Origin of the sequence: Paenibacillus sp. S150, from assembly GCF_019352175.1 — a bacterium.
Taxonomy (GTDB): Bacteria; Bacillota; Bacilli; order Paenibacillales; family Paenibacillaceae; genus Paenibacillus_AQ.
Genome location: NZ_JACBYI010000025.1, coordinates 1 through 22,511 on the forward strand (window position 1 = coordinate 1; position 22,511 = coordinate 22,511).

Consider the following 22,511-nt stretch of genomic DNA (forward strand, 5'->3'; position numbering starts at 1 on the left):
GGGTTTTGTTGTATACTGGTCATTGAGTAGGGCTCCTTTTCTTGGTGACTTTGCAATCCCAAGGATACCCTACTTTTTTGTCGTTTACTAGACTCCCCGATCCTTACACATACTATTTTACGCCATCTCTGCCCTTTGGATAAATGGTTAAGTTCATCTTAATTTAGGCGTATTCCTTAGTAAGGGGGGGCGAAACGGATCGATTAGGGTTCCTTTTTCCCGCTAACACTTGCGAAAAAGCGGCTGAGGGGAGTATGAAGTGACCTTTTTCACATGGCTTCAGCAGCCAGCCTTACACCTGAAATGCAAACAGCTGAGCTGCCCGGTCAAGGACGGCGAAGCCGTTTCCACTTGAAAGATCAGAATTTATCCTGAATTTCGAAAGTGAATTAAACAGATCCAGATCGGACAAGGGATAACCCCTCTTTTTCCTTCACCCATTTGGTGCAAGCTGTTTTTAGCAAAAAATCCCTTCGTGTAGAGCTTTTTAGACGATTTGTGGATACTTACTTTCAAAATTCAGGTTTATATGTTTTGGGGGAAGCGAAGCTTATCCGTTATTTCACGGCTGCGCTGTAAATGAAAGAATGGATCGGGACTTCGGCTAAGCAAACTGCGCTAATGCGTTGTCCGCAGCGGGCAGGCAGAGGGAATCAAAGGCAGAAATACCTTTGAATTCGACCGAGCCGGCTGGACGGTGGAATCAAAGGCAGAAATACCTTTGAATTCGCCCGAAGCCGGCTGGACGGTGGAATCAGCGCGAAATGATTCTTCTCCTCCCCACTGAAATGGCAGCATTCTTATATAGGACGCCGATAGGCGTCTTTCTTGAAAGAGAGAATTTATAGGTTTCCCGCTATACATTAGCCTTATCTTTCTCGCTGAAACGGCTGTGTATGAAGTTGGGGATCAGTTAAAGCGTGGTAATTGTGCTGAAGCTGTGGCTTGTGCTTTGCAGGAGGAGGCGCGGAATCAGGGAGGGCAAACCAGGAGCGCTGCCTGGGGCAGGAAGTGAAATGAAGTGGAATTAGTGAACTTAAATGGACGGAAAAGCTTGCGGCCGTTGCCATTCTTTGACCGTTTAGAAAGGTAACCAGCAAGCATATCCATAGCTCAGGAGGGGAGTCAAATGAAATTGGAGATGAATCCAAAGCTTAAGCAGTTCCGTCCCGTCAAAATCATCAGCGGTGTCATTGCGGTCTTAATTGTGGTGGTCATTGGGGGCAACGCCTTAACTTCTGTGAAGTACGGGCATGTCCGCTCCGTTCGTGGATATACAGTCGCTGACCGAGCAATAAGAGAAGTTTTCACGAGAGGCAATTCCGGGGCTGTATTTAGAGGAATAGCCATCATATTGCCGGTTAATTGTATAGGAGCATTTTTGCAAACGGGCAGGCTTCAGCCGGACCCGGAGCAGCGGGAGGTTTCCCGGACAGCTTTCCAAAGCCCTCTACTATTGGTATGATTACAAGGAATATGAATGTCTACTACCGATTATCATGGAGGAATTAACAATGAGTACAAACACACTATCCGGGATCATTGATCACACGCTGTTGAAGGCGGATGCCCGTAAAGAAGATATTATCAAGCTGGCAGAAGAGGCCAAAACCTATAAATTTGCTTCGGTCTGTGTGAATCCGGCATGGGTAGCTGTTGCCCACGAAGTACTGAAGGATACGCCCGAGGTCAAAGTATGTACGGTTATCGGGTTCCCGCTGGGATCGTCCACACCTGACACAAAAGCTTTTGAAACGGCCGATGCGATCGCGAGCGGTGCGGGCGAAGTGGACATGGTTATCAACATCGGCGCACTGAAGGACGGTGACAATGAGCTGGTGAAGCGGGATATCGCCGCAGTTGTCGGGGCGGCCGGCGGCAAGGCGCTGACCAAGGTGATCATTGAAACCTGCCTGCTTACGGATGAAGAGAAAATCCGCGCCTGCAAGCTCGCGGTAGAAGCCGGAGCGGATTTCGTGAAAACCTCGACCGGGTTCTCCACCGGCGGTGCAACGAAGGAAGATATCGCACTGATGCGCGCAGCGGTAGGTCCTGACACCGGTGTCAAGGCATCCGGCGGCGTACGCAGCGCAGAGGATGCGCTGGTTATGGTTGGAGCAGGGGCAACCCGCATCGGCACCAGCGGCGGGGTGGCTATTGCCAAAGGCGAGCAGAGCCAGAGCAGCTACTAAAATTAATACAGTCCGGCACAACAGAAACGGCTGCGCCCTCCTTGGTTAAAGGATGGCGCAGCCGTTTCTGCTGTGTATGTTTTGGGGTCCCCGCAAAGTACCTGAGCCATCATCGAAGCCAAGGCTCCACTTTGTGGGATTATTTTGAAAGATAAGACACCCATGCCGCTGCGCGGCACCACTGAGGAATGAAATATCGCTGCGACAGCGTTATTTCAGGGCAGAATTTATATGCTAGGCACACTAAATTATTCTTCTATTTCTCGCTGAAACACGCCGTCCTATACAAGGACGGCGTAGCCGTTTCTGCTTGTCAGACCAGCCCTTTGTCCATCGCTTTGCCGATCAGGGTGGCGAACAGGCTGTTGGACCAGGCGAACCACTCGCGCGAGAAATCGGCGGGATCGTCCGGGTGGAAGCCCTCGTGCATGTATCCGGTACCGGCATCGGTGCGGATCAGCATATCGATCAGCTCTTTGATCTCCGCATCGTTGTCTGCCGTCAGCGCCTGCATGGACAGCGCCATATGCCATACGTACCCTCCCGGCGTATGCGGGCTGCCGATGCCTTTGGCATGCTTGCCTTCGAAATAGAAGGGATTGTCGAAGCTGAGGGCAAACCGGCGGGTATTCTGATAGATTTCATCCTCCACTCCCACATAACCAATATAAGGAATGGACATCAGCCCCGGTGTGCCGGCGTCGTCCATCAGGGAATAATTGCCGTAGCCGTCCGTTTCATAGGCGTAGATTCTGCCGTATTTCGGGTGGTTCACGATGCCGTAGGTACGGATTCCGAAGTCGATCTCCTTGCGCAGCTTCGCGGCCCGGGCCGCCAGTCTTTCATCCTTGTACACTTCGCTGGCAATTTCACGGATATACCCAAGAATGACCGCGGCGAACATATTCGAGGGGATGTTGTAGCCGAATTCGCAGCTGTCATCGCTCGGACGGAAGCCGGACCAGCTCATCCCGGTATAATTGACGGGCATGCCGCGTCCGTTGTTGTACAAAGTCTCCGTATCCTGAAGCGTCTGCCGGATGAAATGGTATGGCGATTTCTCCCCGTGATACTGCTCCGTTGCTATCACATCCACGATGGAGGTCAGCGCCTGGTAGCAGGCGGTATCGAAGATATCGGTCTGCTCCGCTTCCTTCCAGTACATATAAGCCAGCTGCACGACGAAGCAGAGGGAGTCCAGCTCGTATTTGCGCTCCCACATCCACGGGTTCAGATTGCAGTCGTCGGTGTCCCGGTAATGCTTGTCGCTCGCCGTTTCGTTGAAGGCATTGGTGTACGGATCAATATTGACATAGAACATCTGCCGGGCGATCAGGCCGCGGAGAATCCGCTGAAGCTCAGGATCATTTTTGGCAAAAGGAATATAGTGGCGCACCTGCTCGGTGGAATCACGCAGCCACATGGCCGGAATATCGCCGGTGAATACGAAGGTGGTGCCGTCGTCCAGCAGCTTGGTTGTAGTCTCCAGCGTATTCGGGAAACAGTTGCGGAACATTTGCTGCAATTTCGGGTGATGCGCGAGCCGTTCGTCGGCTTCATTCAGATACCGGGTAATGGAAGCGGGCAAGTTCATAATCTAACTCCTCCTGGGCATAGTTGATATTAGGGTTGTACCGGTTGCAGCGCGTAGGTGACGATTTGGGCTTTGCCGACGGAGCTGCGAAGGATTCCTTCATCTGCTGCTTCCTTGTCCTTCCGCCGCTCCAGAATATCACTGGCATATACAGCCTGTACGGGAAAATGGGGCTTAAGCGTAAAGTCCTGCTCCGTGTGCGCGAGATTATACCACCGCAGGATAATATCTTTATTTGCTTCTGACATTTTGAATGCGGAGAGCGCAAGCGTATGCCCTTGCCACTCCAGCGGCTGATACTCGGCAGGCAATGGACCCTGCTGCCAGCCCGCCTGCACAGCGAACCAAGGGGCCTGATATTGATAGGCCCAGGCAGCAGCCGAGGGCCAGGCAGCAGCTCCGGCATAAGGACGAACCGCGAATTCCACGGTATGCTCGCCCAGGCACTGGGCTTCCGGCGTGGGGAACACGCCCCAGTCGCCCAGCTCGGACACGCTGCGCAGCAGGGTCACGGCCATGGTATTCCTTCCGTCCCGCAGGACCTCGTATTCGTTCAGTCCTTTGTTGGCGGCCATAAGTCCGGCGCTGCCATCCGACACACTGACAAAAGCCTGCTGATGCTGGGCGTTGCTTGGATTGATCCAATCGGGAGCCGGCTCAATCTCGCGCTCCGCCGCTTCAAATACGGAATCGGCCAGAAGGGTGGAGGCGGCAAGTCCGGTAGGGAAGAGGACGCGCAGCCTGTGGTCCATGGCCTGATTATTGAACGCGGCAGAGACCTGAATGCCGGTCCCGGCAGCCTCCAGGCTGACCCGGGTCACGATCTGCAGCGGCACCTGCCCAGCGGACCTTCCCGCCTTGCGCTGCCGGAACGGAATCATCCGGCGTTTCTCCTCCGCGAACGAAGCATCGGCGGAAGCCGGGATTTCCCATTCGTGAACGATTTCGTAGGTGATGCGGCAGGGCTCATGCTCGGCAAGAGAGACGCGCGCCGCAAGTCCCCGGGTCGTCAGCGGAACATCGCCCTCCGGCTGACGGAATACATACTCATTCCCGATATCGCCGCAGTTCTCATAGACGCCGAGTCCTCCGAAGACTTTGCCGGTGCGCTTGTCGGTTACATCATAGGAGCCGTCCTCCCGGATCTGAACGGCCAGGAAGTCGTTGGCCATGCCCTGATCGATGATTTTCAGCGGACCTGCGGCAGCTTCGGTAACGACATCCGGTGACTGCATCCAGGCATATGTTGTGTAACCGAGCGGAGGTACCTGTGCGGCTTCGAAGGTCAGACGGATTTTGCGGGCCATATAAGGCTTGCGGAACTGGTCATCCGGCAGCTCATAGCCGAACCGGGTACCCAGATCCTCCGCCCGGCAAGGAATACTCCGTCCGTCCATATCCAGCAGCCGTCCGCTGTTCAGATCAAGCGGCAGCTCATCCAGCGCCTCGGCAATCGCCGCCGGGTTCGGCCCTTCCTTGAAATAGCGCTTGGCGAAGATCACCTCCACACTGACCGTTCCGCTGCGTTCCCAGCCGGTTGTATTGAAGACGGCTACGGGAATGGCGGATTCTCCCCAAGCAGTCACGCCTGAGGTTCCGATCTGTCCGGATATGGCCTTCAGGCTCTCTTCAATAATAGCCTCGCCCACATGTCTGCTCTTTTCGAAGCGTCCGATCATTTCGCGGTGAACCTCGTCCACGCTGCACCCGCAGATGCTGTCATGCGGATGATTCTGCATCAGGGTCTTCCAGGCGTAGGTCAGCTGGGCATGGGGATAGGCCTGTCCCCCGGCCAGATAAGCCAGCGCGGCCAAAGGCTCGGCCCCTTTCTCCAGCAGCGCCTGTCCGCGCTGATTCATCTGCTTCAGGTAGACGCGGGCGGAAGCGGTATTCACCAGCGTGCCCCAGCCGTCGGTGTGCTGGCTGCGCAGTTCGCCGTTCACCGTCACGAGCTCGGCGGGCAGCGAGGGCTTAAGCGCATGCAAATACTGCTCGAAGCTGGAGTGGATAAAATCCACGTCCGGGTACAGCCCCCTGGCTGTCTCCAGGGCGTCGGCGAGATTGCGCTGCACCGGCTGGTGATCGCAGCCGTTCATGAACAGCAGCTCCGGAGTGGAGGCATATTTACCGGCATCGGCGAGCTTTTTGTCCCAGAAGGCCTTGGCTTCCTGCCCATCCACCGGCACCTCATTGCCGTTGCTGTACCAGTTCGCGAAGAGCAGTCCGAGTACGACGGAGCCGTCGGGGGACTCCCAGAACATTTCGGAATACGGCGATTCATAGCCGGCGCTGTTCAGCTCACCGACCATATTGTCAAAGCCCGTCGGCTTCACGCCGCGTCCGAACACTGCAGTCTCAATATCCGCCTGCCGGAGCAGCTGCGGCACTTGTCCCATATTGCCGAAGGAATCGGGAAAATAGCCCAGCTTGGAGATGACGCCATACTTCGCCGCATCCTGATGGCCGATCAGCAGATTGCGGACATTGGCTTCCGAGCTGGTCAGGAATTCATCCTGCAGCACATACCAGGGGCCGATGACAATGCGTCCTTCACGGATGAATTGCTCCAGGGCCTCTCTTTTCTCAGGGTGAACCTGAAGATAGTCTTCAATGATAATGGTCTGTCCGTCCAGATGGAAATAACGGTAGCGTTCATCCTTCTCCAGGGTCTCCAGGAGTTCATTCATCAGCTTGGCCAGCAGAACGTGATGACGCTCGTAAGGCATGTACCATTCCCGGTCCCAATGCGTGTGGGAGATCAGGTGGGCGGTTGTACGGGTCATGACAGAAACCTCCTAAGTATCGTCCTATATCGTCAGTCAATCATTTAGCTTGGCATTCGTAGCAAATGTTTGCATACCTGCCCTGTGATCTCAATATGTAACTTTTGCAGCCCGGGGGGAGGTTCATAATTCACACATTTGCAGTGCTGGAGCATCCCGAGACAACGGGAGCAGGGCCAAGCAATAAGTGCCGCAGCGGCGCGGCTTTACATTCTTTTTACATGACAATGCAGATCCTACATATTTACGGTGTCAGCTTACTTTCACTACACTGTGTCCTGTAAGCGTTAGCAGGAGTTGCATTAGGAAGAATGCGAAGCGGCTATACGACTTAATGTCATGAAAACTAACATAGAGAGGAGTGGGAGAATGAAGGGGAGTAATGCTGCGGTATCCGGAAATCCTTCATTGAAGAACAAGTCCCTCGGCAAAAGAATCTGGCAAAACTGGGAGCTCTATCTGTTCATGCTTCCCGCATTGCTGTATTTCCTCGTTTTTCATTACGGTCCGATGTACGGCATCCAGATTGCTTTTAAGAATTTCGTGCCTTCCAAGGGAATCACGGGCAGTGCATGGGTGGGTTTTGACCATTTTGAACGGTTCTTCAATTCCTATTTTTTCTGGGATCTGCTCTGGAACACCTTCAGCATCAGCTTCTATGAACTCGCGATCGGGTTTCCGCTGCCGATTATTCTGGCGCTGGCCTTCAATGAAGTCCGCAACGGCCCGTTCAAAAAATCGGTCCAGACGGTTACCTATGCGCCGCATTTCATTTCTGTAGTCGTCATGGCGGGGATGATCATTACCTTTTTATCTCCCTCCAGCGGAATGATTGTCCGTGTCATTGAGTTCCTGGGCTTTCAGCCTGCGGAATTTCTGACCGATCCGGCCTGGTTCAAAACGGTGTATGTCTTCTCGGGCGTCTGGCAGAGCACCGGGTGGGGAACAATTATTTATCTCGCGGCTCTGTCGGGCGTAGACCCCCAACTGCATGAAGCGGCCATTGTGGATGGCGCGAGCCGGATTAAAAGGGTGCTGCATATCAATCTGCCGACGATTGTGCCCACCATTACGATCATGCTGATTTTGAATATGGGCAATATTCTGGGCGTCGGCTTCGAGAAGATTCTGCTGCTGCAGAACTCGCTCAATATGGAAGCTTCCGATGTAATCTCCACCTATGTATACCGCGCCGGCCTGGTGAACGCCCAATACAGCTTCTCAACGGCTGTCGGATTGTTCAACTCGGTGGTCAACGTCATTCTGCTGGTTACCGTCAACCGGATTGCCAAACGCACCAGTGAGAACAGCCTCTGGTAGAAAGGAGTTGAAGTCTTTGGTTACTGCCATGAAAGAATCCAGGGGGGACAAGCTGTTTCTGATCAGCACCTATATTTATTTGTGTCTTGCGCTGGTGGCTGTACTCTACCCGCTGATCTATATTCTCAGCGCTTCGATCAGCTCGCCGCAGGCTGTCAATTCGGGAGCCATGTGGCTGTTCCCGAAGGATGTGACACTGGACGGCTACAAGCTTGTTTTTGAGAACCCGAAGATATGGAATGGTTATTTGAACACCATTATCTACACAGTGGCGGGAACCCTGCTCAATCTCGCCGTGACCCTGCCGGCCTCCTATGCGCTCAGCAGATCGGATTTTGTCGGGCGCCAGCTGTTTATGGTCTTTATTCTGTTCACGATGTTCTTCAGCGGCGGCCTGGTGCCGACGTATCTGCTGGTCAAGAATCTGGGCCTGATCAACAGCATGGGTGCTTTGATTCTGCCGGTGGCCGCTTCGGTCTGGAACATCGTCGTGGCCCGCACCTTTTTCCAGACGACCATCCCGAAGGAGCTGCAGGAAGCGGCGCACATTGACGGCTGTACGAATCTGAAGCTGTTCATCCGCATTATACTGCCGCTGTCCGCGCCGATTGTAGCCGTTATGGCTCTATTCTATGGCGTGGGCCACTGGAACAGTTATTTTCCGTCCCTGATCTATTTGAACGATGAAGCCAAGTATCCGCTGCAGATGGTGCTGCGCCAGATTCTTGTCCTTCAGGAAATGTCGGCTGAAACCACCGGCGCCGCGATCAACGGCGAGGTGGCGATGGCCATGAATAATAAGGCAGAAACGGCCTCGCTGATTAAATATGGAGTCATTGTCGTCTCTACACTGCCCATTGTGGCGGTCTATCCGTTCCTGCAGCGCTACTTTGTCCAAGGGGTCATGATTGGCTCTGTTAAAGGGTAAACGTATAAAATGTAATGATAATAAGGAGGAATCATCTATGCAGACCACACGCAAACCATGGAAGCTTCTGCTGTCTTCGGCTATGATCCTGACACTGCTGGCAGGCTGCGGCTCATCGGGCGATGGAGCGGCGGACAGCGGCGGTACCGGAGATGTCACTGTGAACAAGGAGGGCTTTCCGATTGTTGATCAGCCCGTCACACTGACGCTGATGGCGCCGGATGTAGGGATTCAGAACTGGGAGAACATGGCAGTGCTCCAGCAGATGCAGGAGATGACCGGCATTACGCTCGAATACCAGAATGCGCCTAAGGACAGCTTTGAGACCAAAAAGAATCTGGTGTTTGCCAGCGGGGATTACCCGGATATTTTTTATGCAGCGGGTCTGACGACTGCAGAGCAGATGAACTATGGAGAGCAGGGCATCCTGATTCCCCTGGAGGACCTGATTGATGAATACGCCCCGAACTTCAAGGCGCTGCTGGAGGAAAATCCGGATGTCCGCAAATCAATCACAGCACCGGACGGGCATATCTATTCCCTGCCGGTTGTGGAATTCAGCCAGCATTGGTACCGCAACCCGATGTGGTACAACGGGGATTTCCTGAAGGCGCTGAATATCGACAAGCTTCCCGAAACGACGGAGGAGCTGTATACCTACCTGAAGCGTGTTAAGGAGGAAGATCCGAACGGCAACGGCCTTGCGGATGAGATTCCGATCTCTTCCATTACGACTGCCGCTGCGAACCTTCGCGATATCCGCACCTGGCTGCTTGGCGCCTTCGGCATTTACGAAGAAGAGGTTTATGTGGATGATGCGGACAAGGTGCATTACACCCCGCTTGAGGAAGGCTATAAGGAGTATTTGACCTATATGAACCGCCTGTGGTCCGAGGAGCTGCTGGACCATGAGAGCTTCTCGCAGACGGCGGAGCAGAAGAAGGCCAAAGCGCAGAACAACCGCGTCGCCCTGTTCTCCGACTGGCACGCCTACATGACCAAAGGCGGAGAGCCTTCGACGTCAGACCCGATGTTCGCGCCGGTCCGCAGCGAATCGGTTGCCGCCCCGGCGATTGCCAAGAATAGAGGCATTACAACCGGCGCGTTCGCCATTTCCGAGAGCAATCCGCAGCCGGAAGCCTCCCTGCGCTGGGTGGATTACCTGTACTCCTATGAAGGCGCGTTGTTCTTCAATAAAGGGCCGGAAGGCATCCTCTGGGAATACACCGATAAAGAGAACCGCGTCAAGCAGTACCTGCCTGTACCGGACGGCAAGGAAATGGAAGATTACCGGGCGACCTTGACGCCTAACTATGGTATCCCGGCGCCAACTCTGTCCATGGATGATATCAACAAGGGGCTGAAGACGGACTTTGACCTCTGGGTGGAGCAGGAGACGAAGCAAAAGCTTCTCGATAAAGGCGCACGTATTCCGTTCCCGGCCTTGTTCCTCACCGTGGAAGAGCAGACCGAAATCAGCAGTCTGAATTCGGATCTGAGCACGTATGTGAAGCAGATGGAAGCGAAGTTCATCACCGGTGCCGAGCCGCTTACGGGGTGGGACAATTATGTGGCGACCATCAAGAAAATGGGCGGGGAGCGTGTGGCGGAAATCAACCAGGCAGCCTATGACCGCTGGAAGTCCAACTAATTCAGGTCTTTTGTGCAGAAAGGTGCTGTAGAAATGATCTATAAGGATAAAACACGCTCTGTGGCGGACCGGGTACAGGACCTGCTGCAGCGCATGACACTTGGAGAGAAGGCTGGACAATTAGTCCAGCCTTTCGGCTGGCAGTGCTATGAGAAGCGCCCGGACGGAACTGCCGGCATGACAGAAGCCTTCAAGCGCCAGATCGCAGGCGGCGGCGTAGGCTCGCTGTATGGAACCCTGCGCGCAGATCCCTAAACCGGCGTCACACTGGAGACAGGCCTGTCCCCGAAGGAAGGGGCGGAGGCGGTCAATGCCATTCAGGCCTACGCCATGAAGGAGAGCCGTCTTGGCATTCCCATTCTGTTCGGTGAGGAATGCTCTCACGGGCATATGGCTATCGGCGCGACGGTATTTCCCGTACCGCTGGCCCTGGGCAGTATGTGGAATCCCGGATTGTACCGGGAGATGTGCCGGGCAGTGGCGCTGGAGACCCGCAGCCAGGGCGGGGCGGCTACCTATTCGCCGGTGCTGGATGTGGTGCGTGATCCGCGCTGGGGGCGGACGGAGGAGACCTTTGGCGAAGACCCGTTTCTGATTGCCGCGATGGGAGTGGAAGCTGTAAAAGGGCTGCAGGGGGAACGGCTCGACGCGGAGGACGCTGTTCTGGCGACCCTGAAGCATTTCGCCGCCTATGGCAGCTCGGAAGGCGGACGGAATTCAGCGCCTGTTCATATGGGGCTCCGCGAATTGCATGAGGTGGATCTGCTGCCTTTCCGTAAGGCTGTGGAAGCCGGAGCTTTATCCATCATGACCGCCTACAACGAGATTGACGGGGTTCCCTGCACAACGAACCGCTATCTTCTGCAGGATGTGCTGAGGGAGCAATGGGGATTTGACGGCTTCGTAATCACGGATTGCGGAGCGCTGGGCGGCAGACCGGACAGCGTGCTGTATGCGCCGGGCTGCCGGATTAAAGGCGATTCCCGGGAAGGCTTCGCGCATGCGCTGGCCTGCGCAGCCGATGCCGATGCCGTAGTGATGGCGATTGGCGGCTCTAGCGCCCGGGACTTTGGCGAAGGGACGATTGATCTGCTCACCGGCGCTTCGGTCGTGACCGAACATTCCTGGAACGATATGGAATGCGGCGAGGGCATTGACCGTGCCACCCTCAACCTGACGGGCGTGCAGCTTGAACTGGTGCAGGAAGTCCACAAGCTGGGCAAACCGCTGATTGTGGTCTATATCAATGGCCGTCCGATTGCCGAGCCGTGGATTGTGGAGCATGCCGATGCCATTCTGGAAGCCTGGTACCCCGGCCAGGAAGGCGGACATGCCATAGCCGATATTCTCTTCGGCGAGGTGAACCCTTCCGGGTGTCTGACAATCAGCATTCCGAAGCATGCCGGTCAGCTCCCCGTGTATTACTACAAGCGGCGGACGAGAGGCAAACGGTATCTGGAGACGGACTTCAATGCCGAGTACCCGTTCGGCTACGGCCTTAGCTTCAGCGAGTTCAAGTACAGCAACTTACGGGTTGAGCCTGCTGTTATTTCTGTGGACGGCGAAGCGCGTGTATCCGTTGATGTAACCAATTCAAGTACCCGGACGGGGAGTGAAGTGGTTCAGCTGTATATTTCAGACCTGGCCTCCAGTATAACGCGTCCCGAGAGCAGCTTAAGGCCTTCCGCAAGATCAGCCTCCAGCCGGGAGACACGCAGACGGTTGCGTTCAGCGTCGGCAGGGAGCAGATGGAATACGTATCGGCAGATTTATCGCGGATTGTGGAGGCGGGAGAATTCACGATGATGGCGGGGCCCACTCCGAAGAATATTTGACGGCACAGCTCCGTGTCAGGAAGGAGGGTTGAGCCATGAAGCGCATGAACCGTTTTATCGGCTGGCTGGCCGAGAGGCAGTGGGCGGAGAAGCTGAAGCTTAAGGAATGGAGTCTGCGCAAGTCCCGTTACCTCTCTCCCGGCGTATACAGCAATCATTGGTTCATTCCGCTGCCTCCCGGTACGGCGGGAGAGGAACTTCAACTGGACATTGAGCTGTATGATCCGGTGCCTGAGCCGGAGGACCCGTTGAACCGTCAGGCAGTGATTAAGCCGCCGCTGGACGGGATCGAAATTACGCTCGTGCGTGTGAATCCTCCGGTATACAGCCTGCTGCATACGGTGAAGACGGCGCATGAAGCGGCCCTGCTGCTGCCGGCGGATGATATGCGCCGCATCCGTACCGCGCAAGCGCTGGAACGGGCGATGGACACTCTTTATGAAGGAGCATCTGCTGGCTCGGTTTTCAGAGCGGGCATGTGATGCTTGGTACAATCAAGAAGGCAGAGGACGGCAGCGGTACCGTTGTCCGGCTGTATGAATCCGCAGGCAGCAGAGAGACGGCGGTACTGGACGGGAAGGCCGGAGCGACCCGCGCCTGCATGGCGAATCTGCTGGAGACGGAGACGGGGCCTGTGGAGGCTTCCGGCGGAGCGATCCGGCTTTCTTTTAAACCCTATAAGGTCCAGACGCTCAAACTATACCACGAACATTATTCGCAGGAGGAATAGACATGCAAATCAAAAGACATCCGGATAATCCGATTGTCGTCCCGGGCGGCTATGAATGGCGCAAGGTAACGGTCTTTAATCCTGCTGTCATCATCGATAACGGAAAATTCTACATGATTGAGCGCACCGCAGGTTCACTGACCCCGTGCAAAAACTTTCTGGGCCTGCTGGAGAGCGAGGACGGCGTGAACTTTACCCATGTGAAGGAAGAGCCGATTGTGACGCCCGATATGCTGGGATTTCCTTACGGCAGTGTGCAGGACCCGCGGATTGTCAAAATCGACGGAACCTTTTATCTGAACTACGCCCTGCGGCCCTGCGCCATGAGCTATTATCCTACAGGGGCGGGCGTCCCGCAGCGCTCCATTCCGGAATATCCGGATGGCTGGGGGCAAGAGGAGGGGCATTGGCTGACGCGGTCCTCCATTCTGAAATCGGACAATCTGCTGGACTGGGAGTTTGTGGCGGACACGACTCCGCTGGATATCAACGACCGGGACAACATTTTGTTCCCCGAGAAAATAGGCGGCAAATTCGTGCTGCTGCGCCGCCCCGAAGAATATGTGGGTGAAGCCTACGGAACAGAGAAAGCGGCCATGTGGATTACTTACTCCGAGGATCTCGTTCATTGGGAAGAGCCCAAGCTGCTCGCCACAGCGGGGAATTTGTCCTGGGAATCCCGGAAGATCGGAGGCTCGACACCTCCGGTGCGCACGGACAAGGGCTGGCTGGTGCTCTATCACGGCGTCGATGAGGACGTTGTCTACCGTGTAGGAGCCATGCTGCTGGATTTGGAGCAGCCGGAGAAAATCATTGCCCGGACGCATAATTTCATTATGGAGCCGGAGATGTACTACGAGAAATTCGGGTTTCAGATCCCGAATGTTATCTTCCCGACCGGCAATGTAGTCAAAGACGGGCTGCTCTACATCTATTACGGGGTAACGGACACAGCGATTGCGCTTGCGACCGTTCCTCTGGATGAGCTTGTAGAACATATCCTGCAGGAAGCGCAATAGCAGGAGGGGAAGCTTCGCCAACTTAAACCGGTCTTTTCGCAGCGGCCCCCTTCAAGGCATGTTCCTTGCGGTACTGCCCCGGCGTCAGACCGGTTTCTTTTTTGAACTTGCGGATGAAGTTCGGCGCATCCAGATAGCCCACCTGCTCAATGATTTCCTTAAGCGGTGCGCTGGTGTTCACCAGCAGCCGGATAACCTCATCCACACGCCGCTGCCAGATATACTGTGAGAAATTGCTGCCGGTTTTCTCTTTGAAGCTCCGGCTTAAATAAGAGGTTGAAATGGCAAACTTCAGCGCCACATGCTCCAGGCTGAGCGTATAATCTGCAAACTGCTGGTCCACGTAAGCCAGAATGTCGTCCATTAATGAAGATTCGCCCGTTTCCGTATTCCGCTCGACCTGCACGCAAATGGCGGCAGCCAGAGAGAGCAGACGGCTTTCCAGCTCTTCAAGCGTTTCGAAGGAGGTCAGCTCCGGCATATTTGCGAACACCTCGTCCATACCCAGCTCAGAGGCGGTGCGCAGAAAAGCGTTCAGCAGATCAAAGCAGATGCAGCGCAGCAGATGAACCTGAAGCGGTTCATCCTTGATCGTATCAATGGTGTCGGCAATCATCTGGACGGCTACCGATTCGTTGCCCTGCTTCAGGCTCTGCTCCAGCTTCAGCATGGATTTGCGCGGAATCCAGAAGCTCTCGTCGGCGGGCGGATTCAGCCCGGCCAGCTGCTCAAAATACGTCACCTGCCCGCTGCGCCGGATCATCCGGTGCTCCAGCGCTGCCGCAGCTTCGATAAAGGATTGGTTGAGCTGCGCGAGGTCCCGGTAAGCCATGCCGACGCCGATGCTCAGCGCCAGCTGCGAGTGCTCGCGGATCACAGCTTGAATGCCTTCGATGACCTGCTCCATCCGGCGCTGGACAGGTTCGTCGTCATGGCCGGGGAGCGAAATGATCAGGGCGAACTGGTCCTTGGCCGAAAATTCAACGCCGAAGATTTGGGCATCAGGACCGGGCAGGCATACATTGCTGAGCATCTCCTGCAGCTGATGGCGTTCATGCCAGGATTTGCCGCCCGGCACCGCGTCATCCCAGGACAGGATGGCCGAGAAATAGAGGCCTTGTCCCTGCGGATGCCTGAGGCCTGCACTGAGGATCATCTGCTCAATCTCGGGATCATCCGGCTTGCCGTGCTTAAGCAGCAGCAGCATGCACTGATTGCGGACGAAGGGCTCCTGAAGATCAATTCTGGCACTGTATTCGTGCAGAGTCTGGCGGATCCATTCCCACTCATTGCGGAGCTTGAGAGAGTCATTGCCGCTGCCTCCCAGCTTGGCGAATTCCATCAGATCCTTGATCGGATGGTACTGCCGTTTGGCCAGCAGCAGTGCGGCAACTATGCCGGTGATGACCGTAATGGAGAAGACGAGCAGGATCAGGGTCTGGACATGGGCGACCCGGCTGAAGAACTGGAAGCTTGGCATCGTGGTCACATAGGTCCAGCCATTTTCTTCAGACTTTACAGAAACGACGGAATACTGCTCCCCGTCCAGCACCAGGTTATGAATACCCGGCTCAAGTGCGGACAAATTGCTCAGTTCTTCCCGGGGCAGGCTGATGCCATGGCTGTTCGCGGTCAGCACCTCTCCGGAGGCGCCAAAAATATAGCTGCTTCCCGAGAAATCGCTGAGAATCGAATCCATGACTCCGGTCAGCTTGGATTCTTTCATCAGGTACACAACGGTTCCATAGGGGAACGGATCATTCGGCTTAACCGGGACGAGCATGACCAGCATGGGCTCCTTGCGGGAGTTGACGGTTACTTGCTCGGCGGGGCGCACCAGCGGCTGCCGGGTTTCATTCAGATCCAGCCGCAATTCTTCGAAGGTCCAATGCTCAAACTGGTAGAGGCTGCTGAAAGTGACATGAAGATCAGCCAGCCCCCGGTAAGAATAGATGTTGGAATCGTCATGGAAATAGAGAAACAGGTCCTCCGCAATGCTGCTGCTGGCCTTGTAATTCGCCAGCGCCTGGACCGCCTCCAGGCTGTAGTAGGGATGCCGTACCATATAGGGGGTCAGATGCTTGTCATAGGCGATTCTGCCCGATATTTCCTGCAGCTCAATCATGCGGGCATCTATGGTGCTCTTCACCTGGTTGAGCTGATTGACATTGGATTGTTCGATTTCGACACGAAGGCCCTTCACAGCGTTTTCATAGACGAATATAGTTACTCCGGTCAGAGGGATAAGGAACATAAGGATGTAGGAAAAAGCATATTTCAGCAGCAGCTTTGATTTGAAATGATTCCAGGTCAACCGGAACCTGTTGAGCAAGGATGGCTTGGGTGCCGGATTTGCCATTAAGCAGTCCCTCCAGTGCTAAGATGTTCGGATTAGAAATCTTTGGATCATAAATCACTGTTCTCTTCTGGATCATACTTATGCTAATATAAACATTATAACATTATAATCTTTAAAATGGAGCAGCAGGTCAGGTTTATATTTTAATATAAGGCTGTAAAGGCTCATGCCGTTAATCATCCTTATATTCCTTGCTGTAAAGGTACCTGAAAGCGATACTCTGTGTATCGCTGCTTCGGAAGCATAGCCTGTTTGGAGAGGACGGCGCAGCCGTTTCTGCTTGAAATATAAGAATTTATATGCTTTGCATACTAAATTATCCTTCTATTTCTCGCTGAAACACCCCGTCCCTTATAAGGACGGCGCAGCCGTTTCTGCTTGTCTGACCGGGTTGAAGAAGAAGGAGATGGGAAGAGTGGGTACAGAGAATGTGCTGCGCAATTTGCAGCTTGTCGACGGGCGGAGGGTTGATATCGCCATTCGGGACGGAGTCATCACCGCCATTGCACCGCCGGGCCAGACTGATGGAGAGTGCGGGTTGGACTGTTCCGGGTTATATGTATCCAGCGGATGGATTGATTTGCATGTGCATGCCGTGCCTGAGCTTCATCCCTACGGCGATGACATCGACGAGATTGGTGTGAAGCAGGGGGTAACGACTCTGGTGGATGCCGGAAGCTGCGGTTCCGACCGGATCGGGGCTTTTTATACCGAAAGCCTGAAGGCCGCTACCAAGGTGTTTGCTTTGCTGAATATTTCAAGGATTGGACTTGAGCGGATAGATGAGCTGTCGCAGCTGGAATGGATTGACCGGACCAAGACCCTGGCGGCGGCAGCCGCTTATCCCGAATTCATTGTCGGTCTGAAGGCGCGCATCAGCCAAAGTGTCGTCAAAGACAGCGGCATTCAGCCGCTTAAGCTGGCACGCAGACTGTCGGAGGAGACGGCGCTTCCGCTCATGGTGCATATCGGTTCCGCTCCGCCGGCTATCTCCGAGGTGCTGGAGCTGCTGCGGCCGGGCGATGTTATCACCCATTATCTTAACGGCAAATCCAATAATCTGTTCCATGCGGACGGCACACCGCTGCAAGGGCTGCTGGATGCAGCCGCCCGCGGGGTTCATCTGGATGTGGGGCATGGCACGGCGAGCTTCTCCTTCCGGATTGCAGAACAGGCCAAGCAGGCAGGAATTGCGCTGAATACAATCAGCACGGATATCTACCGGGGCAACCGTCTGGACGGGCCGGTGTACAGCATGTCGAATGTGCTGACGAAATTTCTGTGTCTCGGCTACAGTCTGGAAGAGGTCATCCGCGCGGTCACAAGCAGCGCAGCGGAGTGGCTGGGCAAGCCGGAGCTCGGGTACATCAGGGTAGGACAGCAGGCGAACCTGACCTTGTTTGCCCTGAAGGCAGGCGAGAAGCAGCTGAAGGACTCGGAAGGCGATGTCCGGGTCGCGCAACACTATATTGAGGCTAAAGGAGTCTTTGCAAATGGGTCACTCATTACAGGCTAGATATGGATTGAAGCGTGTGATTAATGCCAGTGGAAGAATGAGCATCCTTGGAGTTTCCGCTCCGACGGATTCGGTCATGGAGGCGATGAAGCAAGGCGGACAGCAGTATGTGGAAATTGCCGACCTCGTGGACAAATCGGGAGATTACATTGCCCGGCTGCTCGGTTCCGAAGGCGCGGTTGTCGTAAATTCGGCATCCAGCGGCATTGCGCTGTCGGTGGCGGCCATCGTGACCGGCGGAGATCCGCGGCTCAGTCTTCGCCTGCACCAGGAGCCGGTGCTGAAGAATGAAATTATTATGCTGAAGGGCCATAATGTGCAGTATGGTGCTCCGGTTGAAACCATGGTATTCCTTGGCGGAGGCCGGGTGGTGGAAGCCGGTTACGCCAACGAAGGCCGCAAAGAGCATATTGAACAGGCTATCGGTGAGCGCACCGCCGCGATTCTTTATGTCAAATCCCATCATGCCGTCCAGAAGAACATGATTTCCGTGGAAGAGGCCTGGGAGGTAGCCGGACGCAGAGGGGTGCCGCTGATCGCCGATGCGGCTGCGGAAGAGGATTTGCTCAAATACGTCCAATATTCCGATCTTGCCATTTACAGCGGCTCGAAGGCTATTGAAGGCCCAACCTCGGGCATTGTTGCCGGCAAAAAGAAATACATTGAGTGGCTAAAGGTGCAGCTGCACGGAATCGGCCGCAGCATGAAGGTCGGCAAAGAGACAACCTTTGGGCTGCTCCAGGCACTGGAGGAATATCAGGACAAGGCCGATAACAGCGAATTCGAGAAACAGGCGCTGGAGGCGCTTCAGCCGCTGGCCGGGCTTCGCGGAGTTTCGGTCCGCATCGTGCAGGATGAAGCGGGCAGAGCGATATTCCGCGGCCGCATCCAGATTGAGGCCTCTGCTGCGGGGGTGGACGCCAAGACCGTCAATGACCGGCTGCGCGAAGGTGAAATTGCGGTGTATACGCGGGATTATGGCGTCAAGCAGGGCTATTTCGATATCGATCCAAGGTCTCTGCAGGGAGACGATCTTCAGGTCATCGTAAGCAGAATAACTGAAATCGTGGGGGGGCAAACCGAATGAGTAATATTCAGCAGCGCTTGTATAAGAACAGAGCCGCGCTTAATGTGCTGGCAGGCGGCATTGAGAATGCCAAGGAGGTCTATGCGGCAGCGGAGGGGCATGTCCTGGTAGGCGTGCTCTCCAAAAATTACGCCACGGCGGGGGAAGCGGCAGCCGCCATGACCGAATATGGCCAAGCGATCCGGGACGCCGTATCCATCGGATTGGGAGCCGGAGACAACCGGCAGGCGGCGGTGGTGGCGGAAATTGCCAAAAGCTATCCGGGAAGCCATATCAATCAGGTGTTTCCGGCAGTGGGGGCGACCCGCGCCAATCTCGGCGCCCGGGACAGCTGGATTAACAGCCTGGTCTCTCCCTGCGGCCGGCCGGGCTATGTGAATATATCAACCGGTCCCATCAGCTCGGGGAACGAGCCGCAAGCCATTGTTCCGGTTCCTGCCGCCATCGCACTGGTTCGTGACATGGGCGGCAATGCACTCAAATATTATCCGATGCAGGGGCTGAAGCTGGAGGAAGAGTACCGTGCGGTTGCCCAGGCCTGCGGGGAAGCCGGCTTCGCGCTGGAGCCTACGGGCGGAATCGACATGGACAATTTCGGCACCATTCTGGAAATTGCGCTTCAGGCAGGCGTGCCGCAGGTTATTCCGCATGTCTATTCCTCGATTATTGATCCGCAGACCGGGAATACGAACGTAGGGGATGTCCGCAGACTGCTCGAAACCATGAAATCGCTGGTGGACCGTTATGCCTAGGATTGCCGCTTTTGGCGAAGTGATGATGCGGCTGCAGGTTCCGGGCTATGAAACGCTGGTCCAGAGCAGCAGGCTGGACTACTCTTTTTCCGGGAGCGGGGTCAATGTAACGGCGGCACTGGCAAGATACGGGCATAACGGCGCTGTCATAACGACCTTGCCGGACACTCCGGTAGGCGAAGCGGCTATTGCTTATCTGCGCAAGCTTGGGGTGGATACATCACTGATCAGCCGGGGCGGCAAGCAGCTGGGGATGTATTTTCTGGAGAATGGCTTCGGCGCCCGCCCCGGCAGAGTCACCTACACAGACCGGCTGGGCAGCAGCTTCAATACCGCAGAGGCGGGCAATTATGATATGTCCGCTCTCGCTTCCCGTGTGGACGTCCTTCATTTGTGCGGCATTACGCTGGCCATGAATGAAGCGGTGCGCAAGCAGATGAAGCAGCTCGCCGCAGCAGTGAAAAGCGCCGGGGGCAGGGTTGTCTTTGATTGCAATTACCGCCCGGCGCTATGGGGTGCAGATGGCTATGCCAAGGCCCGCCCGCATTATGAGGAGCTGCTGGAGCTGGCGGATACAGTGATGATGAATGAGAAGGATGCGCAGTTTATTCTTGGTATCGGAACGGGAGAATATGATAGAATAACACAGTTGAAGCATGCCATACCGGAGGCCGCGAAGCGCTTCCGGATCGGAACGGCAGCGGGAACCCACCGCGAGATTAACGATAACAATACGCATTCTTTAACCGGATATATTTATCATCAAGGTACGTTCGAGTTCTCCCGGAAGCTGACCTTTTCCGTGTTTGACCGGATCGGTGCCGGCGATGCCTTTGCCAGCGCGGTCATCCATGGGGAATTGCAGCAGTATCCATTGCAGCAGACGGTTGACATGGCAGCGGCGGCGGCGATGCTGGCCCATACCATCCAAGGCGATACGGCGCTTTTTACCGAGGGTGAGGTGCTCCGGGCGCTGTCAGACCATACCTTAGATGTTGAAAGGTAGTGAACGGCACGTGTCCCTGAAACGCAAGCAAGGCCCTTTATATCAGCAGATCCAAAAAATCCTCAAAGACCGGATTCTGCACGGTGTATATCCTTTGGGCAGCATCATTCCCTCCGAGCCGCAGCTGGAAAAGGAATTCGGCGTCAGCAAAATGACGGTTCGCAGCGCGGTCCAGGAGCTGTCCCAGGAAGGCTATGTGCAAAAGAAAAGCGGCATCGGCACGATTGTGATGCGCAATACCTCCTACCAGAAGCTCTCCAAGGGCAAAAGATTTACAGAGCTGCTCGTAGAAGAGGGCCATAAGCTGGAAAAAAGAATGCTGGTGTCCGAACTCATCGCGAACGATGCCGGTACGGAGGAATACAACCGCTACGGGCCGTATTGCCAGCGGATTGAACGTCTCTACATTCTGAATGGGCAGCCGTATATTCATCTGGTGCACTTCCTGACGGCTGCCGCACTGCCCGGCGGAGGCGTCAAAGAAATGGATACGGATATCCAGTCGCTGTACGACTCTTTGGAGGAAAACGACATCGTGCTGGAGAAATTCAAGGACCGTTTCTTTGTGGAGCCGGCACCTCCTGAGGCCTGCCTGCTGCTGGAGCTTCCGCCGGGGACGCATGTGCTCAAGCGCCTGCGCAACTCCTACGACGGCGAAGGCAGGCTGATTGAACACAGCATCGGCTGCTATAACACGGAGCTTCATCATTATCTGGTCAGCTACGACACTTGAAGCCGGCGGTAATGCTAAAGATGGATGTCTGGGTGACAAGCTTCTTCGATAGCGGATGAGTTCGTGCTGGCAATATGGCTGTACAAGTACGACAATGGACGAGAACATTAGTGGACAATTCCGTTACAGGACAAAATCATGCTGGGGTTCGATAATAGATAATTTCATGATGGACAAGAATATTGGTGGATAATTTCGATGATGGATAAGCACATGATGGACAAGAATATTGGTGGATAAGTTTGATGATGGGCAAGACAGGTGAATTCCTGGACGGGTTCATTTGCTGAAAAAACTAAGGCGGATTTCATTCCTCCCAGACTCTCGTTGCTTGCGGCGCGGGTCTTTTTTTGTGGAGCGGGAATTCTCAATAACACAACCTAATGAACCGTCAGCGTAGCCCCCTGTTTTCAAGCGTTAAGATGTCGGCAACTGTACATGACTGTTGGACGAGCTGCATGATAAGTTGAGAGGTAAAAGTGCTCTTGAATCCAGCGTGAGAGGGCAATGTGGCGGAATGAAAGGTAAAAGTGCTCTTGAATCCAGCGTGAGAGGGCAATGTGGCGGAATGAAAGGTAAAAGTGCTCTTGAATCCAGCGTGAGAGGGCAATGTGGAGGAATGAGAGGTAAAAGTGCTCTTGAATCCAGCGTGAGTGGTCAATATGACGGAATGAGAGGTAAAAGTGCTCTTGAATCCAGCGTGAGAGGGCAATGTGGCGGAATGAAAGGTAAAAGTGCTCTTGAATTCAGCGTGAGAGGGCAATGTGGCGGAATGAAAGGTAAAAGTGCTCTTGAATTCAGCGTGAGTGGTCAATGTGGCGGGGGTGAGGTAAAAGTGCTCTTGAATCCAGCGTGAGTGGTCAATATGTCGGAATGAAAGGTAAAAGTGCTCTTGAATCCAGCGTGAGAGAGCAATATGGCGGAATGAAAGGTAAAAGTGCTCTTGAATCCAGCGTGAGAGGGCAATATGTCGGAATGAAAGGTAAAAGTGCTCTTGAATCCAGCG

General features: G+C 54.8%; 17 protein-coding genes and 1 pseudogene. 15 read left to right on the forward strand and 3 right to left on the reverse strand.

The genetic code is table 11. The annotated features are described in order from the left end of the window. Nucleotides 1-1,129: 1,129 nt before the first annotated feature. A complete protein-coding gene (locus tag HYD27_RS20400) occupies nt 1,130-1,465 on the forward strand; it encodes a hypothetical protein (RefSeq protein ID WP_219218232.1) in 336 nt (111 codons plus the stop codon). A 49-nt stretch (nt 1,466-1,514) separates the two neighbouring features. Beyond that, nucleotides 1,515-2,192: a deoxyribose-phosphate aldolase gene (deoC, locus tag HYD27_RS20405; protein WP_219218233.1), complete on the forward strand. Its 678-nt coding sequence runs from the start codon at nt 1,515-1,517 to the stop codon at nt 2,190-2,192. Nucleotides 2,193-2,505: 313 nt separating this feature from the next. Here deoC and HYD27_RS20410 read toward each other — a convergent pair whose 3' ends face one another. Together HYD27_RS20410 and HYD27_RS20415 are read right to left on the reverse strand one after the other, a co-directional pair. After that, on the reverse strand, nt 2,506-3,786 hold the full coding sequence (locus tag HYD27_RS20410; protein WP_219218234.1) for a glycoside hydrolase family 125 protein: 1,281 nt from the start codon (nt 3,784-3,786) through the stop codon (nt 2,506-2,508). 29 nt (nt 3,787-3,815) lie between these two features. Further along, a complete protein-coding gene (locus HYD27_RS20415; protein WP_219218235.1) occupies nt 3,816-6,569 on the reverse strand; it encodes an alpha-mannosidase in 2,754 nt (917 codons plus the stop codon). A gap of 369 nt (nt 6,570-6,938) precedes the next feature. On the opposite strand from HYD27_RS20415, the gene HYD27_RS20420 reads away from it, so the two are divergent. The 7 genes and pseudogenes from HYD27_RS20420 to HYD27_RS20450 all read left to right on the forward strand — a co-directional run bounded on the left by HYD27_RS20420 (nt 6,939) and on the right by HYD27_RS20450 (nt 14,052). Then, the gene (locus tag HYD27_RS20420; RefSeq protein WP_219218236.1) at nt 6,939-7,889 is read left to right on the forward strand and encodes an ABC transporter permease; all 951 of its coding nucleotides are present in this window, start codon (nt 6,939-6,941) and stop codon (nt 7,887-7,889) included. Between the two features lie 16 nt (nt 7,890-7,905). After that, nucleotides 7,906-8,817, forward strand: coding sequence for a carbohydrate ABC transporter permease (locus HYD27_RS20425; protein ID WP_219218237.1), 912 nt, complete (start codon nt 7,906-7,908; stop codon nt 8,815-8,817). A 37-nt stretch (nt 8,818-8,854) separates the two neighbouring features. Further along, the gene (locus HYD27_RS20430) at nt 8,855-10,468 is read left to right on the forward strand and encodes an extracellular solute-binding protein (RefSeq protein ID WP_219218238.1); all 1,614 of its coding nucleotides are present in this window, start codon (nt 8,855-8,857) and stop codon (nt 10,466-10,468) included. A 33-nt stretch (nt 10,469-10,501) separates the two neighbouring features. Then, nucleotides 10,502-12,303: pseudogene (locus HYD27_RS20435) on the forward strand (glycoside hydrolase family 3 N-terminal domain-containing protein). Between the two features lie 35 nt (nt 12,304-12,338). Then, the gene (locus tag HYD27_RS20440) at nt 12,339-12,785 is read left to right on the forward strand and encodes a hypothetical protein (protein ID WP_219218239.1); all 447 of its coding nucleotides are present in this window, start codon (nt 12,339-12,341) and stop codon (nt 12,783-12,785) included. Then, nucleotides 12,785-13,033 (forward strand): glycosyl hydrolase-related protein, encoded by a 249-nt coding sequence (locus tag HYD27_RS20445; protein WP_219218240.1) that lies wholly within the window; start codon nt 12,785-12,787, stop codon nt 13,031-13,033. Before HYD27_RS20440 ends, HYD27_RS20445 begins: the two co-directional genes overlap by 1 nt. A 2-nt stretch (nt 13,034-13,035) precedes the next feature. After that, nucleotides 13,036-14,052 (forward strand): glycoside hydrolase family 130 protein, encoded by a 1,017-nt coding sequence (locus tag HYD27_RS20450; protein WP_219218243.1) that lies wholly within the window; start codon nt 13,036-13,038, stop codon nt 14,050-14,052. A gap of 22 nt (nt 14,053-14,074) precedes the next feature. Here HYD27_RS20450 and HYD27_RS20455 read toward each other — a convergent pair whose 3' ends face one another. Continuing rightward, a complete protein-coding gene (locus HYD27_RS20455; protein WP_219218245.1) occupies nt 14,075-16,411 on the reverse strand; it encodes a helix-turn-helix domain-containing protein in 2,337 nt (778 codons plus the stop codon). A gap of 415 nt (nt 16,412-16,826) precedes the next feature. Here HYD27_RS20455 and HYD27_RS20460 point away from each other — a divergent pair, with 415 nt between their 5' ends. From HYD27_RS20460 to HYD27_RS20485, 6 genes are all read left to right on the forward strand, one after another. After that, nucleotides 16,827-17,927 (forward strand): amidohydrolase/deacetylase family metallohydrolase, encoded by a 1,101-nt coding sequence (locus tag HYD27_RS20460; protein ID WP_309242102.1) that lies wholly within the window; start codon nt 16,827-16,829, stop codon nt 17,925-17,927. Next, on the forward strand, nt 17,905-19,014 hold the full coding sequence (locus tag HYD27_RS20465) for a DgaE family pyridoxal phosphate-dependent ammonia lyase (RefSeq protein WP_219218247.1): 1,110 nt from the start codon (nt 17,905-17,907) through the stop codon (nt 19,012-19,014). The genes HYD27_RS20460 and HYD27_RS20465 overlap by 23 nt, the downstream gene beginning before the upstream one ends. Then, nucleotides 19,011-19,766, forward strand: coding sequence for a 2-dehydro-3-deoxy-phosphogluconate aldolase (gene dagF, locus HYD27_RS20470; RefSeq protein WP_219218249.1), 756 nt, complete (start codon nt 19,011-19,013; stop codon nt 19,764-19,766). Before HYD27_RS20465 ends, dagF begins: the two co-directional genes overlap by 4 nt. After that, nucleotides 19,759-20,772 (forward strand): sugar kinase, encoded by a 1,014-nt coding sequence (locus tag HYD27_RS20475; RefSeq protein WP_219218251.1) that lies wholly within the window; start codon nt 19,759-19,761, stop codon nt 20,770-20,772. Before dagF ends, HYD27_RS20475 begins: the two co-directional genes overlap by 8 nt. A gap of 10 nt (nt 20,773-20,782) precedes the next feature. Then, nucleotides 20,783-21,505 carry a GntR family transcriptional regulator gene (locus HYD27_RS20480; protein WP_219218253.1) on the forward strand — a complete coding sequence of 241 codons (723 nt, stop codon included), beginning with the start codon at nt 20,783-20,785 and terminating at the stop codon, nt 21,503-21,505. 517 nt (nt 21,506-22,022) lie between these two features. After that, nucleotides 22,023-22,361: a hypothetical protein gene (locus HYD27_RS20485; protein WP_219218254.1), complete on the forward strand. Its 339-nt coding sequence runs from the start codon at nt 22,023-22,025 to the stop codon at nt 22,359-22,361. Nucleotides 22,362-22,511 lie beyond the last annotated feature (150 nt).

What these genes read in the sequence shown, in the direction of transcription:
- HYD27_RS20400 (WP_219218232.1), top strand. Translation starts at nt 1,130, where the DNA reads ATGAAATTGGAGATGAATCCAAAGCTTAAGCAGTTCCGTCCCGTCAAA.
- deoC (WP_219218233.1), top strand. Translation starts at nt 1,515, where the DNA reads ATGAGTACAAACACACTATCCGGGATCATTGATCACACGCTGTTGAAG.
- HYD27_RS20410 (WP_219218234.1), bottom strand. Translation starts at nt 3,786, where the DNA reads ATGAACTTGCCCGCTTCCATTACCCGGTATCTGAATGAAGCCGACGAA.
- HYD27_RS20415 (WP_219218235.1), bottom strand. Translation starts at nt 6,569, where the DNA reads ATGACCCGTACAACCGCCCACCTGATCTCCCACACGCATTGGGACCGG.
- HYD27_RS20420 (WP_219218236.1), top strand. Translation starts at nt 6,939, where the DNA reads ATGAAGGGGAGTAATGCTGCGGTATCCGGAAATCCTTCATTGAAGAAC.
- HYD27_RS20430 (WP_219218238.1), top strand. Translation starts at nt 8,855, where the DNA reads ATGCAGACCACACGCAAACCATGGAAGCTTCTGCTGTCTTCGGCTATG.
- HYD27_RS20440 (WP_219218239.1), top strand. Translation starts at nt 12,339, where the DNA reads ATGAAGCGCATGAACCGTTTTATCGGCTGGCTGGCCGAGAGGCAGTGG.
- HYD27_RS20445 (WP_219218240.1), top strand. Translation starts at nt 12,785, where the DNA reads ATGCTTGGTACAATCAAGAAGGCAGAGGACGGCAGCGGTACCGTTGTC.
- HYD27_RS20450 (WP_219218243.1), top strand. Translation starts at nt 13,036, where the DNA reads ATGCAAATCAAAAGACATCCGGATAATCCGATTGTCGTCCCGGGCGGC.
- HYD27_RS20455 (WP_219218245.1), bottom strand. Translation starts at nt 16,411, where the DNA reads ATGGCAAATCCGGCACCCAAGCCATCCTTGCTCAACAGGTTCCGGTTG.
- HYD27_RS20465 (WP_219218247.1), top strand. Translation starts at nt 17,905, where the DNA reads ATGGGTCACTCATTACAGGCTAGATATGGATTGAAGCGTGTGATTAAT.
- dagF (WP_219218249.1), top strand. Translation starts at nt 19,011, where the DNA reads ATGAGTAATATTCAGCAGCGCTTGTATAAGAACAGAGCCGCGCTTAAT.
- HYD27_RS20475 (WP_219218251.1), top strand. Translation starts at nt 19,759, where the DNA reads ATGCCTAGGATTGCCGCTTTTGGCGAAGTGATGATGCGGCTGCAGGTT.
- HYD27_RS20485 (WP_219218254.1), top strand. Translation starts at nt 22,023, where the DNA reads ATGAAAGGTAAAAGTGCTCTTGAATCCAGCGTGAGAGGGCAATGTGGC.